This is a genomic window from Sorangium sp. So ce385 (assembly GCF_051474135.1).
Classification (GTDB): Bacteria; Myxococcota_A; Polyangia; order Polyangiales; family Polyangiaceae; genus Sorangium; species Sorangium cellulosum_D.
Genome location: NZ_CP150337.1, coordinates 7,499,155 through 7,514,988 on the forward strand (window position 1 = coordinate 7,499,155; position 15,834 = coordinate 7,514,988).

At 73.5% G+C, this 15,834-nt stretch carries 12 protein-coding genes; 8 read left to right on the plus strand and 4 right to left on the minus strand.

Annotation, left to right across the window (positions count from 1 at the left end):
• Positions 1-58: 58 nt before the first annotated feature.
• Positions 59-1,666 (minus strand): serine/threonine protein kinase, encoded by a 1,608-nt coding sequence (locus tag WME83_RS27230; RefSeq protein WP_437312605.1) that lies wholly within the window; start codon positions 1,664-1,666, stop codon positions 59-61.
• Positions 1,667-1,828: 162 nt separating this feature from the next.
• Positions 1,829-2,515: an SMI1/KNR4 family protein gene (locus WME83_RS27235; protein WP_437312606.1), complete on the minus strand. Its 687-nt coding sequence runs from the start codon at positions 2,513-2,515 to the stop codon at positions 1,829-1,831.
• 136 nt (positions 2,516-2,651) lie between these two features.
• On the opposite strand from WME83_RS27235, the gene WME83_RS27240 reads away from it, so the two are divergent.
• From WME83_RS27240 to WME83_RS27265, 6 genes are all read left to right on the plus strand, one after another.
• Positions 2,652-2,906 (plus strand): hypothetical protein, encoded by a 255-nt coding sequence (locus tag WME83_RS27240; protein WP_437312607.1) that lies wholly within the window; start codon positions 2,652-2,654, stop codon positions 2,904-2,906.
• 9 nt (positions 2,907-2,915) lie between these two features.
• Complete coding sequence (locus tag WME83_RS27245) at positions 2,916-4,547, plus strand: hypothetical protein (RefSeq protein ID WP_437312608.1); 1,632 nt, start codon at positions 2,916-2,918, stop codon at positions 4,545-4,547.
• A 79-nt stretch (positions 4,548-4,626) separates the two neighbouring features.
• Positions 4,627-6,144 carry a hypothetical protein gene (locus WME83_RS27250; RefSeq protein ID WP_437312609.1) on the plus strand — a complete coding sequence of 506 codons (1,518 nt, stop codon included), beginning with the start codon at positions 4,627-4,629 and terminating at the stop codon, positions 6,142-6,144.
• A gap of 23 nt (positions 6,145-6,167) precedes the next feature.
• Complete coding sequence (locus tag WME83_RS27255; RefSeq protein ID WP_437312610.1) at positions 6,168-7,541, plus strand: protoporphyrinogen/coproporphyrinogen oxidase; 1,374 nt, start codon at positions 6,168-6,170, stop codon at positions 7,539-7,541.
• A gap of 87 nt (positions 7,542-7,628) precedes the next feature.
• On the plus strand, positions 7,629-8,192 hold the full coding sequence (locus tag WME83_RS27260) for an FMN-binding protein (RefSeq protein WP_437312611.1): 564 nt from the start codon (positions 7,629-7,631) through the stop codon (positions 8,190-8,192).
• Positions 8,189-8,812 (plus strand): hypothetical protein, encoded by a 624-nt coding sequence (locus WME83_RS27265; RefSeq protein ID WP_437312612.1) that lies wholly within the window; start codon positions 8,189-8,191, stop codon positions 8,810-8,812. Before WME83_RS27260 ends, WME83_RS27265 begins: the two co-directional genes overlap by 4 nt.
• Before the next feature lie 546 nt (positions 8,813-9,358).
• Here the strand turns inward: WME83_RS27265 and WME83_RS27270 are convergent.
• A complete protein-coding gene (locus WME83_RS27270) occupies positions 9,359-9,970 on the minus strand; it encodes a response regulator transcription factor (protein ID WP_437312613.1) in 612 nt (203 codons plus the stop codon).
• Between the two features lie 567 nt (positions 9,971-10,537).
• Positions 10,538-12,784: a 1,4-alpha-glucan branching protein GlgB gene (gene glgB, locus WME83_RS27275; RefSeq protein ID WP_437312614.1), complete on the minus strand. Its 2,247-nt coding sequence runs from the start codon at positions 12,782-12,784 to the stop codon at positions 10,538-10,540.
• Between the two features lie 373 nt (positions 12,785-13,157).
• Between glgB and WME83_RS27280 the strand changes: the two genes are divergently transcribed.
• Positions 13,158-14,738: an aldehyde dehydrogenase family protein gene (locus WME83_RS27280; protein ID WP_437312615.1), complete on the plus strand. Its 1,581-nt coding sequence runs from the start codon at positions 13,158-13,160 to the stop codon at positions 14,736-14,738.
• A gap of 96 nt (positions 14,739-14,834) precedes the next feature.
• A complete protein-coding gene (locus tag WME83_RS27285; protein ID WP_437312616.1) occupies positions 14,835-15,827 on the plus strand; it encodes a DUF2169 family type VI secretion system accessory protein in 993 nt (330 codons plus the stop codon).
• Positions 15,828-15,834: the final 7 nt, after the last annotated feature.

Genomic DNA, 15,834 nt, shown 5'->3' on the forward strand with positions numbered 1-15,834 from the left:
GACGCGGCGCGCGAGCCGGACCGCCGCGGGCGCGGCGAGCGGCACGCGCGCCGCCGGCTCAGTGCGGGATCAGGCCGCCGAGCCACGCCCCGGCGGCGAGGACCGCGAGCGCGGCGACGAGCAGCACGGCCTTCACGGCGCCGCCCCCCGTCTTGAGCGGACGGAGCTCCGCCTCCAGGTCGTGCGGCGCGAGCGGCGCGAGCGGCGCGGGCGGCGCGAGCGGCGCCACCGCGGGCGGCGCGGCCGGCGCGAGCGGCGCCACCGCGGGCGGCGCAGGGCGAAGCGGGGCGGGCGCCGCCTGCGGGGAAGCCAGCGTCGGCTCGGCCCGCCGCTCGAACGGCGGAGGCGCGGGCTGGGGCGGCGCGAGCGGCGGGCGCGCGGGCTGGGGCGGCGGGCGCGCGGGCTGGGGCGGCGCGAGCGGCGGCTCCGCGGGCCTCGCCTGCGGATACGCCAGCAGCTTCGCGGGCGAGATGCCCGCGTCGGTCTCCTCGAGCGCGGCGAGGTTGCCCTCCTCGACCGAGACCGCGGCGAGCGACCGCCGCATGAGGTCCTCGCCGGGCGCCGAGACCTTGATCTCGTCGGCCCATTTGCCGATGTCCTCGAAGGCCGAGATCTTGAGCGGCTCGCTCGGCCGAGCGGCGCTCGGCGCCGCCTTGTCGTCCGGGAGCGACGTGAACTCGAGCAGCGTCTCCTCGATCAGCCTGTCGATGAACGACGCCTTGTCCGACGCGGGGGCGCGCTTCTTCAGCGCCATGGCGCTGCGGACGTGCTCGGCGATGTCGTACGCGCTGACCGGCCGGCCGAACTTGTACAGGAAGTTCGTGAGATCCCGGCCGAACTCGCGCGCGGAGCCGTAGCGATCGCCGGGCTCGCGGGCCAGCGAGCGGGCGATGATGCGATCGAGCTCGGGGGACACCGCCTTGTTGATCTCGGAGAGCGGCGGGATCTGCGCCTGCTGCACGAGCTTGACGGTCTGGTAGTCGGTGTCGCCGAGGAAGAGCCGCTTGCCCGAGAGCATCTCCCAGAGGATGGCGCCCACCGCGAAGATGTCGGTGCGGTGATCGACCTCGAGGCCCTGCGCGGCCTCGGGCGAGAGGTAGCTGAACTTGCCCTTGATGATGCCCGCCTCGCTCTTCTCGAGCTGGCTCGTCGCCTTGGCGAGGCCGAAGTCGACGATCTTCACCTCGCCGTACTTGGTGATGAGCACGTTCGGGGGCGACATGTCACGGTGCACGATCTTGAGCGGGTGCCCGTCGGCCGCCCGGAGCTCGTGGGCGTACGTGAGCCCCTCGCAGAGCTTGGCCGTGATGAACACGGCGGACTCGACCGGGAGCGTGCGCCCGGCCTTGCGCATCGACTCGAGGACGGCCTTCAGGTCGGCGCCGTCCACGTACTCCATCACGATGAAGTACGCGTTGTCGCCGACGCCGATGTCGAACACCTGCGCGACGTTGGAGTGCGAGAGGTGCGCGGACAGCCGCGCCTCGTCGAGGAACATCGCGATGAATCGCTTCTTCTCGCTCAGGTGCGGGAGCACGCGCTTGATCGCGACCTGCTTCTTGAACCCCTCGATCCCCGCGCTCTCGGCGAGGAAGACCTCGGCCATGCCGCCCGAAGCGAGCCGCTCGATGACCCGGTAGCGCTGCTGCTGGTGGGCTTCCGTCATGCTCCGCCTAGTACATCACGTCCCACGCTGTGCGCGGAAACAACCGGCTCGTCTCTCCACGCCACGCCGCGCGCGGGCGCGCGCCGTGTGACGAGCGCGTTCCAGGCCTCCGGCGAGCTCCCGCGGAGCGCGCCGCGGCCTGGCTCGGCGGGCAGCGCCGCGTCAGCCCGTGAGCGCGCTGCGCGCGAACGGGCGAGGCTGCGGTGTGAGCGGCACCGCCACCGCGCGCGAGCGGCTCCGCGGCGCGACCGCCGCGCGCAGCCGCGGCGTCAGATCGAGCTGCTCGGCGGCGCGCTTCCGGCGATCGTCGAGCTCCGCGGCGAGCATCTCCTTCACCATGTCGAGGAGCTCGGCGAACCCCGAGAGGCGCATCCCGACGTCGTTCGTCCAGAGGATGACCTCGAGCTCGCCGTCCGGCGACCTCGCCTCCGGATCCCAGGCGAAGACCGTCTCGGCCGCCGCGTCGATGCCGAACGGGACGAGCGCGCTGCGCGCGCTGTACCGGCCGCGCAAGCTCGACGGCGCGGCGTCGCGCTCGCCCGCGCGGCGCGCCTCCTCGCCCTCGCACAGCTCGAGCACCATCCGCCCGACGTCCATGTACGAGCCGCGCGCGAGCGCGCGCACCCCGAGCAAGCTGGCGCCGGCGAACAGCTGCGGCCAGCCGTCGTGCCGCGCGAGCAGCTCGCGGTAGCTCGGCGGCAGCGGCATGCCGAGGCGGCGCTCGACGCCGGCGATCGCCGCCTCGGGAGCCCCGGCCGGCGGCGCGATCGGCATTCCCCGCCGCGGGTCCATCCGCGCGAGCTCCAGCTTGAGCGCGCGGATGCGGTGCATCGACTCGAGCCACTCCATGCGCGCGACCCTACGCGCGCGGCGCGGGGAGGAGCAAAAAACGCGCGACGCCCGGCGCCTCCGCCCCGGTCCCGACCGCGGAACACGCGCGCTTGACATGCATTTGCGTCGGCGGCACGGTGCTTGCGTGGTCGGCTTGGGCTCCTGGGCATCGCTGCGCACCGCCTTCGTGGTGGCGGGCGCCACGTTCGTGTTCGTGTCGCTCGCGACCGCGTGCCTCGACTACGCGGGCGAGGAGCTGTTCGACCAGTGCGACACCCCGGCGGCGCCGCTCCCCGGCTCGGGCTCCGGCTCGGGCGCGACCGTCAGCGCTGGCGCGGCCGGCGCGGACGCGCCGGACTGCGGCGCGCCGACGCACGCGCCGGGATCGGGCTCCGGCTCGGGCTCGTGAGGCGGGCTCGTGAGGGGGGAGCGGCGCGACCTCGCCGCGCTCGCCGCGCTCACCGCCGCCGCGCTCGCGTCGCGCCTGCTGTTCCGCATCGACCACGACGAGGACATCGACGCGCTCCGGTTCGCGCTCGGCGTGGAGCGGTTCGACGTGGCCTCGCTGCGCCCGCACGCGCCGTACTACCCCGTGTTCATCGCCGCGGCGAAGGGGCTCGCGCTGCTCGGCGCCGCGCCGCGCGCCGCGCTCGCCCTCGTCAGCGCCGCGTCGGGCGCGGCCGCGGTCGCCTTCACCGCCCTGCTGGCGCGCGAGGTCGCCGGGCGGCGCGCCGCGGCGTTCGCCGGGATCCTCGCCCTCGCCTCGCCGTTCTTGTGGCTGTCGTCCGAGAAGCTCCTCAGCGACATGGCCGGCGCCGCGGTGACGACCGCGGCGCTCTGGCTCTGCGCCCGCGGCCGGCGCCTCCGACGCGCGGCGGAGGCCGCGGAGGCCGAGATCGCCGCGCGCGAGGCGAGCGCCGCGCGCGCGCGCACGGCGGCGCTCGTGCTGCTCGGCGTCGGGCTCGGCGTGCGGCTCTCGTACTTCCCGTTCGCGCTCGCTTGCCTCGCCGTCATCGCCCGCAGCGAGGGCGGCCGCCTCGCGTGGCTCGCGCGCGGCCGCGACCTCGCGACCGGCGCGCTCGCGTGGCTCGTGCCGCTCGTGCTGATCGCGACGCCGCGCGACCTCGTCGCGACGACGTGGGTCCAGGGGCTCGGGCACTTCACCCGCTGGGGCGGGACGGCGATCACCGTCTCGTCGCCGGCCGATCGGCTCCACGGCGTCGTCTGGGGGATCTGGGCCAACGGCCTCGGCGGCGCGTGGCCGGACGCCCCGGCGGCGCGCTGGCTGGGCGCGCCGATCCTGCTCGGGCTCCTCGCCGCGGCCGCGCTCCGCGCCGCGCCGCTCCGGCGGGCCGCGCGCGCGGCGCGGGACCAGCCCGAGCTCTTCGCCTCGGCGCTCGCGTACTTCGTCTGGGCGCTCCTCGGGCAGAACATCGCCTTCAAGCCGCGTCACTGGCTGCCGCTCGTCCCGCTCCTGATCGTCGCCTTGGCCGCCGGCGCGGAGGCGCTCGCGCCCGCGCGCTCGCCCGCGCGCTCGCCCGCGATCCTGCCGGCGGGCGCGGCGCGCGGCCGCGCGCTCCGCTCGGCCGCGCCCGCCGCGCTCGTCGCGGCCCTCGCCGCGCAGTGGCTCGCCGACGCGATCGCCCTCGCGCGCCAGCACCGGGCGCCCTCGCCCGCGGCCGCGATCGTGGGCTTCCTCCGCGACGCCGGCGCCGAGCAGCGCCCCGTGCTCACGCGCGACCTCGACCGGATGATCCAGGAGGGCGCGCCCGGCCGGCGGCCGGTGCGCGTCCGCGGCGATGACGAGCTCGTCCGCGCCGTCGAGCAGGCTGGCCCGGGCGGCGCGCTGATCACGAGCGAGGCGCTCTCGCCCGCGGCGCGCGACGCGCTCGCCGGCCGCGGCTACGCGATCTCGATCCGCTTCGCGCGCCCGCGCTCGCGCTACGTCGACGCGCTCTGGAGCGACCTCGCCCTGCTCGAGGCGCTGCCGGCCGGATCTCCGGCGGGCCGACCGCTCCCGCGCGCGCCGCGCGGCGCGCCCTCCGGCTGAAAACGAGGTTGACCTCCGTTTTCAAGGGCGCGAAGACTCCCGCCCTGCCGAGCGCCTCGCGGGGCTCCCGGTCCTCGTCATGAAAGCGATCTCGTCCCTGTGGCCTCGCTCTGCGGGCGTCGTCCTCAGCGCGCTGCTGCCCCTCGCCGCCGCCGCGCAGCCCGCGCCCGCCGCGCAGCCCGCGCCCGCCGCGCAGCCCGCGCCCGCCGCGCAGCCCGCGCCCGCCGCGCAGCCCGCGCCCGCCGCGCAGCCCGCGCCCGCGCAGCCCGCGCCCGCCGCGCAGCCCGCGCAGCCCGCGCCCGCCGCGCAGCCCGCGCCCGCGCAGCCCGCGCCCGCGCAGCCCGCGGCGGACGGCCCGGTCCTCGACCTCCCGCCCGAGCACGCCGGGCCGCCGCCGGAGCCCTCGAAGCCCGCCGTCGGCCTCGGCGCCGGACAGGCGCCGGAGCACGAGCTCGTCCGCGGCCTGACCGAGCAGCGGTTCCGGAGCGCCGGCGCGAGCGCGACCAGCACCTCGATCGGCGGCTACGGCGAGGTGCACGTCCGCGGCACCACGACCGGCCGCGAGGGCGAGCGCGCGTGGGTCGCCGACATCCCCCGGCTCGTGCTCTTCGTCGCGCACGAGTTCACGGCCGACATCCGGTCCTATGTCGAGCTCGAGGTGGAGCACTCGCTCTCCTGCGCGAGCTGCCCCGGCGCCGCGGAGCTGGAGCAGGCCTACCTCGAGTGGAACGCCGCCGGCCGCGCGCTCGGGCTGCGCGCGGGCCTCGTGCTCGTCCCGATGGGGATCATCAACCAGTGGCACGAGCCCCCGGTGTTCCACGGCGTGGTCCGGCCGAAGGTGGAGACCGTCGTCATCCCCTCGACGTGGCGCGAGATCGCCGTCGGCGCCTTCGGGCAGCCGCTCGACTGGCTGCGCTTCGAGGCCTACGCGATGACCGGCCTCGATCCGCTCGGCTTCCGCGCGGGCGGCCTCGCCGGCGGCCGGCAGAGCGGCGGGCTCGCCCGCGCCAACGCGTGGGCCGGCGTCGCGCGCGTCGAGGCCGAGCCGCTGCTCGGCGTCGTCGCCGGCGCGTCGGTGTACGCGAGCGACGCCGGCTCGAACGGCGACGGCAAGTTCTTCCTCCGCGACGGCACCCCGGTCGATCTCTCGGTCCCGGTCCTCGGCTGGTCGCTCGACGCGCGCTGGCGCAGGAGCGGCCTGGAGACCCGGATCCTGTTCGCCCAGTGGCACCTGCCCGAGGCGCGCGCCCTCATGGTCTCGTTCAACCAGAGCGGCGCGCCCAACTTCATCGATCCCACGAGCCCCGTCGCCACCCGGATCCGCGGCGGCTACGTCGAGGCCGCCTACGACGTGCTCCGCCCGCTCGGCGTGGGCCACGAGCTCCTGCCGTTCGCGCGCCTCGAGGCGTACGACACGCAGTCCGCGGTGCCCGAGGGCTACGCCGAGAACGCCTCGTACGGGGTCCGCGAGCTCACGCTCGGCGCCTCGTACCGGCCGACCCAGGGGCTCGTGCTCAAGGCCGACTACCAGCTGCGCGACCGCACCCTCGGGTTCGACCAGACGCAGCTCAATTTCGGGCTCGGGTTCATGTACTGAGCGCGCCGGCCGAGGGCACCGCCATGTCACTCCGCCCAGACGGCGCGGGGCCCGAGCGCCTCGTCGTCGGCGCCGGCATCTCCGGCCTCTACGCTGCCCTGCTGCTCGCGCGGGCCGGCCGGCGCGTGCGCCTCCTCGAGCGCGCGGCGCGCCCCGGCGGCCTCGCCGGCGCCGAGCTGTTCCGCGGGCTGCCGTGCGACCTCGGCTCGCACCGGCTCCACCCCGCCGCCCTCGAGCAGCCGCTCTTCCGCGAGGTGCACGCGCGCTCCCCGTTCCTGTCGCGCCCGCGCCGCGGCGTGCTCGTGCTCGGCGAGCGCCACGTCCCCTACCCCCCGAGCGTCCCGTCGATGCTGCGCGCGCTCGGCCTCCGCGCCGGCGCCGCGATGGGCCTCGGCTTCGTCGCGCAGCGCGGCCGCCGCGCCGCCTTCGCCCGCTGGGAGCACGACCGCGCGATCGCCGGCGAGGACGTCGGCTTCGAGCGGTTCGTGCGCGAGCGCGTCGGCGCCGCGGCCTACGCGTCGTTCTACCGGCCCTACGCCGAGAAGGTCTGGGGCATCCCGCCGTCGGAGCTGTCCCAGACCGTCGCGAAGAAGCGGATCAGCACCACGAGCCCGCTCGCGCTGTTCCGGGGGCTCGCCCGCGGCCGCGGCGGCGCGGCCGCGGACCTCGCGCGGTTCGTCTACCCGCCGGCCGGCATCTCGTCGCTCATCGCGTACCTCGAGGCCCAGCTCGCGGAGGCCGGCGTCCGGGCCGAGTGCGGCGCCGCCCTCGACGCGGCCGGGGTAGCCTCGGCCGCCGGCGCGGCGCCGGTCCTGTTCGCGGGCGACCTCGCGGATCTCGTGCCCGACGCGCGCCTCGAGCACCGCGGCCTGTACCTCGTTTACCTCGCCTACCCGCGCGCGCGGCTCGGCGCGCCCGAGACGTACTACTGCCCCGACCCGCGCTTCTGGTTCGGCCGCGTCTCCGAGCTGCAGAACTACGCGCCCGATCTCCGCCGCCCGGGCGAGACGGTGCTGTGCGTGGAGATCCCCGAGGGCGCCTGGGGCCGCGGGCGCGACTTCGCCTCGGGCCGGCCGCTCGCGGCGCTGCTCGACCAGCTCGTCCGCGCGGGCATCGCCCCGCGCGGGGTGGCGCCGATCGAGGCCCGGCAGCGCTTCGTGCCCGGCGTCTACCCGCTCTACCGGCGCGGCTGGCTCCACGACTGGCGCGCGGCCATGCGCCGCGCCGCCGCGCTCGGCGCGCTCCCCTTCGGGCGGCAGGCGCTCTTCCTGCACTGCAATCTGGACCACTGCGCCGCGATCGCGGCCGACGCGGTGGCCCACGTCGAGGCCGGCCGCAGCCCGGAGGCGTGGGTGCTGAGCGCCGAGCGCTACCTCGACGTGCAGGTGCGCGACTGAGGCACGCGCGCCGCCGGATCCAGCGGATCCCGCGGCCAAACGCTGTTGACTTTGACTTTCACGAATGACAGTTTCCTCGGAGTCTTGATGCGTTCTTCCGGCCTCCGCACAGCCCACTTCGCCGCCGCCGCGGCCCTCGCGTTCGCGCTGGCGGCGCTCCCCGCCCACGGCGCGACGTACTGGACGGTCCCTGCCGTCCTGAAGAGCTTCTTCGCGAGCTCGAAGAAGGTCGGTTACCGCAAGGTCGTCCTCAGCGACGCCGAGGCGCAGGAGATCGGCAAGAGGCTCGGGGCGCAGGTCAAGCGCGAGTGGGTGGTCTACGTCGCGGAGTCGGACGGCAAGACCGACGGCTACGCGATCAAGGACGAAGAGAAGGGGATGCACGAGCCGATCGACTTCGCCGTGAAGTTCTCGACGGCCGGCGCGGTGGAGCGGATCGAGATCCTCGAGTACCGCGAGGCGTACGGCGACGAGGTCCGCGGCGACCGCTTCCGCGCCCAGTTCCAGGGCAAGACGGCGAGCGATCCGATCACGGCGGGCAAGGACATCGACATCGTGTCGGGCGCGTCGATCTCGTCGCGCTCCGTCGCGCTCGGCGTGAAGCGCGACGCCCTCGTCCTCCAGCTCGCGCTCAAGCGCGGCGCCCTGTGAGGGATTTCACCGCGGCGGCGGGGCGGCTGAGGTCGCTCTCGCTCGGCGCGAAGCTCCTGTACACGGCGTTCGCGGTCGCCTCGATCGTCGGGCTGCTCGTGTCGTGGCGCCTCTACGGGGCGATGGTGCAGGACGCGGGCGCCGCCGCGTACTACGCGGGCGCGCCGGCCGCCGCGCCGCCGCCCGCGCCCACGCAGGCGCCCGCCGCGGCCGACGGGCCCTCGCTCGAGCTCGGCCCGGAGCTCGAGCTCCCCGCCGCGCCGGAGCCGCCGCGGGTGCTGGTCGAGCAGATCTCCGAGCGGAAGCTGCTGGAGGTGACCCATTTCCACCTCTTCTCGGTGCCCGTCTACGTCTTGATCCTCGCGCACCTCTGGCTGCTCGCGCGGCTGCCGGCGTGGCTGCACACCGGGGGCGTGGCGGCGGCCGTCGTCACGAGCGGGCTGCACATCGCGGCGCCGTGGCTCATCCGGAGCGCGCCCGGCGCCGCGGCGCTGATGCCGATCTCGGGCGTGGCCATGCTGCTGTCGCTCGGCGCCATGGCGGTCGTCTCGACCGTGGACATGTGGCTGCCGAGGCGCTCGCGGCGGGGCGAGGCGGCGCCGCTCGACGAGGCGCGGTAAGCCCGCGCCTCAGGCCGCCGGCGACGCGGCCCGACGCTCGGGCAGGACGGTGTCCCAGGGATCGTCCGTGAGCCAGGGAGTGTACGTCGTCAACATGGGTGTTCTCCCCCTTCCCTCCCTTCGTTGCCCGTGCCCTGCGGGAGCCGGGTCGCCACGCACATCTCATCTCCGCCCGGAGGGCGCGCCCTGCCGCCTAGCCACACCGGCGGCGGGGCGCGCCGCCGAGTCCGTTCCTTCCATGGAACACAGTGTTGCGAGAGGAACGCAGAGCGGCGCCGCGGCTCGACTGCGCTCGCTCTCGAACGGTTCGGCGGGGGCCTGAGCCGGAGGGCGCCAGTTCAGGAGTACCCGGCGGACAGAGGAGCTCCAGGCGGGGCGCTGCCCGGCGCGCCGAGGCCGTCGGACAGAGCCGGAACGGGGGAGCTCACCACCTCCGTACCGCTTTACCGGTGTCGAGGTTGGGGCGTTGGCTCAGGACCCCTGCCGAACCCACCGCAAGGTGTAAACACCGCTCCCGGGGTGTCAACGCCCCCGCGCCGCGCCGCCTCAGCGCCGGATCGCGCTCCGCTTCAGCCACCGGGACGTGAGCGACCAGGCGAGCTCGAGCACGTCCTTGCTCTCGAACGGCTTGCTCAGCAGCCGGAGCTCGGGCCGCTTCAGGCGCCGGATCACGTCGTGCCACGAGTAGTCCGAGTACGCGCTGCAGATCACGGCCTCGATGTCCGGACACTCGGCCCAGATCCGCTCGATCGTCTCGATGCCGTCCCAGCCCGGCGGCATCCGCATGTCCACGAACATCAGCGCATAGGGGCGGCCGACCCGCTGCATCCGCCGGACCCTCTCCAGCCCCTCCTGGCCCTGGCCAGCGCCGTCCACCTGGAACGTGCTCCTCGGGACCGCCGCCGGCGCGCCGAAGATCGCCGCGTCGAGGGCGTCGAGGTCCGCCGATGTCCCCACATCCGGGCACAGGAGCTTCTGAAAATCGCGGTGGATCGCGGGGTTGTCGTCGATGACGAGGACCCTCCGGACCTCGTTCCCCCGCGCGGAGTCAGGCCCCGTCCACGCCGCGGGCGGCGGCTGCGTCAGGAAGCGCGGCGGACCTCCTTGGCTCATCGTCGCGAGCGTGTGACCAAGGAGCTTGCCGTTATGACTCGTCATTGAAAAGGTCCACCTCTGCTCGATGCAAGCCAGTCCATCCCAGCGTACGTCCGAGGAGCAGGAGAGCGGCAGACAGGGTGTCTACGAGATCGACCCTGCTGGCTGGGTGCGTGATGACGGCGAGCAGCGAGGCCCCCCGCCGACAACCGACCGAATCGCACTTGCCCCGCTCGCCGCCGGAGAAGCGGCCCCGCCAGGACAAGGCTCCCCCCTCGACGCATTCGCCCCGGGTGAGTCGAGGAGCCCTCTCCAGTGCGGAAACTCCTTAGTAAAGAAATTTGTCAATTCGTGCAAGCCGGTTTCGTGCACGACATCTTGCTCGCCCGGGCCGCTGTGCAGTGCGCCTGCCTCGGAGCACAGACAACGGAACGAGAGAGAACGGCGCAGCAAGCGCGGAGAAATGCTCCGACCTGGACGGACAATCGATCTCGGTCACGGTTGAAGACGGAGAGGGCGAGATGAGCCGCCGGCCTCGCGAAGGCCGGCGGCGGAGGAGCGCGGCGGGATGCCGGCCGTCGCTCCTCTGCCGTCGGTTGCCGTCGTCTGCGCCGCGCGCGCGATGCGGCGTCAGGGCTGCGCGTCGCGCTCGGGGATGAGCCAGAGCACCCCGAGCGGCGGGAGCGTCAGCTCGATCGACTGCGGGAACCCGTGGCAGGGGATGTCCTCGACCTCGACGCGGCCCATGTTGCCCACGCCGCTGCCGCCGTACTCGGCGGCGTCGGTGTTGAGCACCTCCAGGTAGGCGCCGCGGCGCGGGACGCCGATGCGGTACGGGCGGCGCGGGACCGGCGTGAAGTTGCCGATGAACACGACGTGCAGGCCCGACGGCGACATCTGGTCTCCCGCACCGTCCCCGTAGCGGATGAACGAGATCACGGTCTGCAGGTTGTCCGTGCAGTCGATCCAGCGGAAGCCGTGGTGCTCGTCGTCGAGCTCGTACATCGCCGGGTACTTCTTGTAGAGCGCGTTGATGTCGGTCACGAGCCGCTTGAGCCCGGCGTGGGCTGGCACCGAGAGCAGGCCCCAGTCGAGCTCCGTCTTCTCGCTCCACTCGGCGAACTGGCCGATCTCGCCGCCCATGAAGAGCAGCTTCTTGCCCGGGTGCGCCCACATGTAGCCGTAGAGCGCGCGCAGGTTCGCGAGCATCTGCCAGTAGTCGCCGGGCATCTTCGAGAGCAGCGACCGCTTGAGGTGGACGACCTCGTCGTGGCTCAGCGGCAGGAGGAACTTCTCCGAGAAGGCGTAGATGAGCCCGAACGTGAGCTGGTGGTAGTGGAACGCGCGGTGGACCGGCTCGTGCTTGAAGAAGTCGAGCGTGTCGTGCATCCACCCCATGTTCCACTTGAAGTCGAAGCCGAGCCCGCCGACGTACGTCGCGTGCGTCACCGACGGCCAGGCGGTGGACTCCTCCGCGCACACGATCGCGCCCGGGAAGCGCTCGTGCACCCGGTTCGACAGCTCCCGGATGAAATCGATCGCCTCGATGTTCTCGCGGCCGCCGTACCGGTTCGGCACCCAGTCCCCGCCCTGCGCGGCGTAGTCGAGGTAGAGCATCGACGCGACCGCGTCGACGCGCAGGCCGTCGACGTGGAACTCGTCGAGCCAGTAAAGGGCGTTGGCGACGAGGAAGTTCCGCACCTCGTGCCGGCCGTAGTTGAAGATGTACGTGTTCCACTCGCGGTGCTCGCCGAGGCGCGGGTCGAGGTGCTCGTAGAGCGCCGTGCCGTCGAACCGGCCGAGCGCCCACGCGTCCTTCGGGAAGTGCGCCGGGGTCCAGTCGAGGATCACGCCGATGCCCTTCTGGTGGCACCGGTCGACGAAGTAGCGGAAGTCGTCGGGATCGCCGTAGCGGCTGGTCGGGGCGTAGTAGCCCGCCACCTGGTAGCCCCACGATCCGTCGAACGGGTGCTCCATGATCGGCATGAGCTCGATGTGCGTGAAGCCGAGCTCGGCCACGTACTCGACGAGGTGATCGGCGAGCTCGCGGTACGTCATCCAGCGCATCCCGTGCTCGTACGGCGGGCCGTCCTCGTGCACGCGCCGCCAGGAGCCGGGGTGGACCTCGTAGATGGCGATCGGCTTCTTGCGCGCGTCGAGCTGGCCGCGCGCCCGCATCCACTCGCCGTCCTGGAACGCGTAGCGGCTCGTCGTGACCCGCGAGGCGGTCGCCGGCCGGAGCTCCATCGCCTGGCCGAGCGGATCGCTCTTCACGGTGATGTGCCCCTCCGGCGTCTTGATCTCGTACTTGTAGAGCGCGCCGTCGCCGACGCCGGGGATGAAGAGCTCCCAGAAGCCCTCGCCCATCCGGCGCATCGGGTGGCGGCGGCCGTCCCAGTGGTTGAAGTCGCCGACGACGCTCACGCGGCGCGCGTTCGGCGCCCAGACCGCGAACGACGTCCCGGAGACGCCGTCCACCTCGCGCACGTGCGCGCCGAGGACGCGGTAGAGCTCCCAGTGCCTCCCCTCCGCGAGGAGATGGCGGTCGATGTCGCCGAGCGTGGGCGGCATGCCGTACGGATCGCGCTCGACCGAGGCGTTGCCGTCCGGGTAGCGCAGCTCGATCCGGTACTGGAAGCGGCCGTCCTTCGGGTAGGAGACGCCGGGGAAGCGCGCCTCGAAGAGGCCCGCGGGGTGGATGCGCTCCATGGGCTGCTTCCGGAGCGAGGGGTCGTCCGGGACCACCGCGATCTCGGTGGCGTCCGGGCGGAAGACGCGGACCACCAGGTCGTCTTCGTCCTCGTGCGCGCCGAGCACGTGGTGCGGATCCGGGTGCTCCACAGCCGCGATGAGATCGACTTCTCGTTGTTCCAACATGTCGGGGTCCGCCTATACCGGCTCCTCTCGCCGACGTCATGCCGAGAGTCCGCCCGAGACGAGAGCCAGGGTCGCCCCGACAAACGCCCGAGCCGAAAGGCAGGGCTCGCCCTACATGCGGCGCGGCCCTCGCCGTCCTGCCTGCCCCTGGCGCAACCGCGGTGTGCTCACCATTTGTCCGCGGCGCAACAGCGGGCGCCGGAGCGGGCCGCGTCGCGCGCGCGCTCGCCGGGAATCCCCGGGAATCGTCGGGAAATTGAGCAAATGCTCATTTGCTGTACCTTCGCTGGGAGGGTACGGTCCGGGCGCGAGCAGCGAGCCGCGGAGGCCATCCGGCGGGTTGCGCGGGGCTCGACAGGTGGAGGGATCGAACATGGGTCAGGTGGTGAGCGAACGCTCGATCGGCGGCAACGGCAGCGGTCCTGGCATGAACGGGCACGGGGGCGCGACCATCCGCAGCTACGCGCCCGCGACCGGGGAGCTCCTCGGGGAGGCGCCGAACACGAGCGCCGAGGAGGTGCGGGCGGCGGTCGCCAGGGCGCGGCGCGCGCAGGAGGCCTGGGGCGCGCTGCCGGTCGAGGAGCGCTGCCAGCGCGTCCTCCGCTTCCGCGACGCCATCGTCGACCGGACCGACGAGATCGTCGATCTGCTCTCGCGCGAGTGCGGCAAGCCGCGGCACGAGGCGCTCCTGCACGAGGTGCTGGTCGCGGCCGACATGGCGACGTACTTCGCCGAGATCGCGCCGAAGGCGCTCGAGCCGCGCGAGATCAAGCTCCACCTCTTCAAGCACCGGCGCAGCTTCGTCCACTACGCCCCGCGCGGCGTGATCGGCGTCATCTCGCCGTGGAACTTCCCGTTCCAGCTGGCGCTGCGCGACGTGCTCGCGGCGGTGGTGACGGGCAACGCGGCGGTGCTGAAGCCGAGCGAGGTGACGCCGCTCATCGCGCTCAAGCAGAAGGAGATCTGGGACGGCGCGGGCATGCCGGAGGATCTCTTCCAGGTGGTGACCGGCTACGGGCCGACCGGCGCGGCGCTCATCGACAGCGGCATCCAGATGCTCGTGTTCACGGGCAGCGTCAGCACGGGCAAGCGGGTGGCGGCCGCGTGCGGGGAGCGCCTCATCCCGTGCGTGATGGAGCTCGGCGGCAAGGCGCCGCTCATCGCGTGCGCGGACGCGGACATCGAGCGCACGGCGCAGGCGATCGCCTTCGGCGGCTTCGCGAACGCAGGGCAGGTCTGCGTGGCGGTGGAGCGGGTCTACGCGCACCGCGAGATCCACGACCGGCTGCTCGAGCGCACCGTCGAGATCACGAAGGGGCTGAACCAGGGCGATCCGGGCAAGGAGTTCGTCGACGTCGGGGCGATCATCTTCGGGCCGCAGATCGAGGTGGCCGAGCGGCTCATCAAGGACGCGGTCGAGAAGGGCGCGAGCGTGAGGGCCGGCGGCAAGCGCGCGCCGGGGCAGGGCCAGTTCTTCGAGCCGACGATCCTCGCCGGCTGCGATCACGGGATGAACGTGATGAGCGAGGAGATCTTCGGGCCGGTCGTGCCGTTCATGCAGGTCGCGACCGAGGAGGAGGCGATCCGGCTGGCGAACGAGTCGCACCTCGGCCTGAACGCGTACGTCTTCTCGGAGGACACGGATCACGCCCGCCGGCTCGCCGAGCGCCTGCAGGCCGGCAGCGTGCTGGTGAACGACGTGCTCATGAACGGCGCGCTCCCGGACGCGCCGTTCGGCGGCATCAAGCAGAGCGGCTTCGGCCGGGTGATGGGCGAGGACGGGCTCCGGCAGATGTGCGACGTGAAGCACATCAACGCGGACCGCGTCGCGCTCGGGTCGAAGGATCCGACGTGGTTCCCCTACACCGAGTCGTCGTACGGCTGGTTCAAGCGCGGCATGCGCGCGCTCTACTCGAGCGGCAGCCTGCTCAGGCGGATCGGGGAGCTGTTCTAGCCCGCGCGCCCTCCTCCACGAACGCTCGGCGGACAAGCGTCCAGCGCTCCCGATGGAGCTTGACCCGAGTGAGGGGATCCGACAGCGTGCTCAGGGATGTCGCTTTCGAACGCGACGCCTTTTCCAGCGCTCGATGTCACGTTTGCGGACGAGTCCGGGCGCGACGTGGCCAGCGTGATCGTGAAAGGCACGTTCGTTCTGGACGCGAACGGCCGAGCGGTGCCGGCCGAGGAGCCGTCGCCGGTGCGTGTGGCGGACGAGCTGTACGCGCCGGAGAACACATGGTCGAGCGCGAAATACCCCTCGGACCTGTGCTGGGCGAAGGTGGGGACCGACGTGGTCGTCGTGGGCGCGGCGATGTCCGCGAGGCCGGTGAGCGTGGCGGACGTGGTCGTGCGCGCGCAGGGCCGCTCGGTGCCGCTCAGGGTCCACGGCCATCGGCTCTACTACAGGAGCGTGACGCGGGTGGCGATCGGCCCCGCCGTGCCCTTCGAGGAGACGCCGATCGTCTACGAGCGCGCCTACGGCGGGGTCTCCGCGGATCTCACCTTGATGGAGAACCGCAACCCGGCGGGCGTGGGCCTCGCCCGGAAGCCCGCGGACCTCGAGGGCATGCCCGCGCCGCAGATCGAGCACCCGGCGCACCCCCACACGGGCGCGGGCGATGACCACCCGCCGGTCGGCTATGGGTCGATCCTGCCGTTCTGGTCGCCGCGGCGCGAGCTGGCCGGCACGTTCGACGCGGGGTGGCAGAGCGCGCGCATGCCGCTGTTCCCGAAGGATTTCGACCTCCGCTTCAACAACGTGGCGCACCCGTCGCTGATCTTCGAGCGCGGGCTCGCGCCGGGCGAGCCCGTCGCGGTCCTGGGGATGTCGCCGGCCCCGTTCCACGTCGAGCTCCCCCACCTCGCCGTGGTCGTGCGCGCACGGTTCGACGCGTCGGGCAAGAAGGTCGTCCGGCCGCCCATCGACACGGTCCTGATCGAGCCCGCGCGGCGCCGGGTGGAGATCGTCGCGCGCGCGACGTTCCCCGTCGGACGGGGATACGACGTGCTGCGCGAGCTGCGGGTGGACCTCGACGACGGATGAGCCGCCG

What these genes read in the sequence shown, in the direction of transcription:
- WME83_RS27250 (WP_437312609.1), top strand. Translation starts at nt 4,627, where the DNA reads ATGAAAGCGATCTCGTCCCTGTGGCCTCGCTCTGCGGGCGTCGTCCTC.
- WME83_RS27235 (WP_437312606.1), bottom strand. Translation starts at nt 2,515, where the DNA reads ATGGAGTGGCTCGAGTCGATGCACCGCATCCGCGCGCTCAAGCTGGAG.
- WME83_RS27260 (WP_437312611.1), top strand. Translation starts at nt 7,629, where the DNA reads ATGCGTTCTTCCGGCCTCCGCACAGCCCACTTCGCCGCCGCCGCGGCC.
- WME83_RS27230 (WP_437312605.1), bottom strand. Translation starts at nt 1,666, where the DNA reads ATGACGGAAGCCCACCAGCAGCAGCGCTACCGGGTCATCGAGCGGCTC.
- glgB (WP_437312614.1), bottom strand. Translation starts at nt 12,784, where the DNA reads ATGTTGGAACAACGAGAAGTCGATCTCATCGCGGCTGTGGAGCACCCG.
- WME83_RS27255 (WP_437312610.1), top strand. Translation starts at nt 6,168, where the DNA reads ATGTCACTCCGCCCAGACGGCGCGGGGCCCGAGCGCCTCGTCGTCGGC.
- WME83_RS27270 (WP_437312613.1), bottom strand. Translation starts at nt 9,970, where the DNA reads ATGACGAGTCATAACGGCAAGCTCCTTGGTCACACGCTCGCGACGATG.
- WME83_RS27280 (WP_437312615.1), top strand. Translation starts at nt 13,158, where the DNA reads ATGGGTCAGGTGGTGAGCGAACGCTCGATCGGCGGCAACGGCAGCGGT.
- WME83_RS27285 (WP_437312616.1), top strand. Translation starts at nt 14,835, where the DNA reads ATGTCGCTTTCGAACGCGACGCCTTTTCCAGCGCTCGATGTCACGTTT.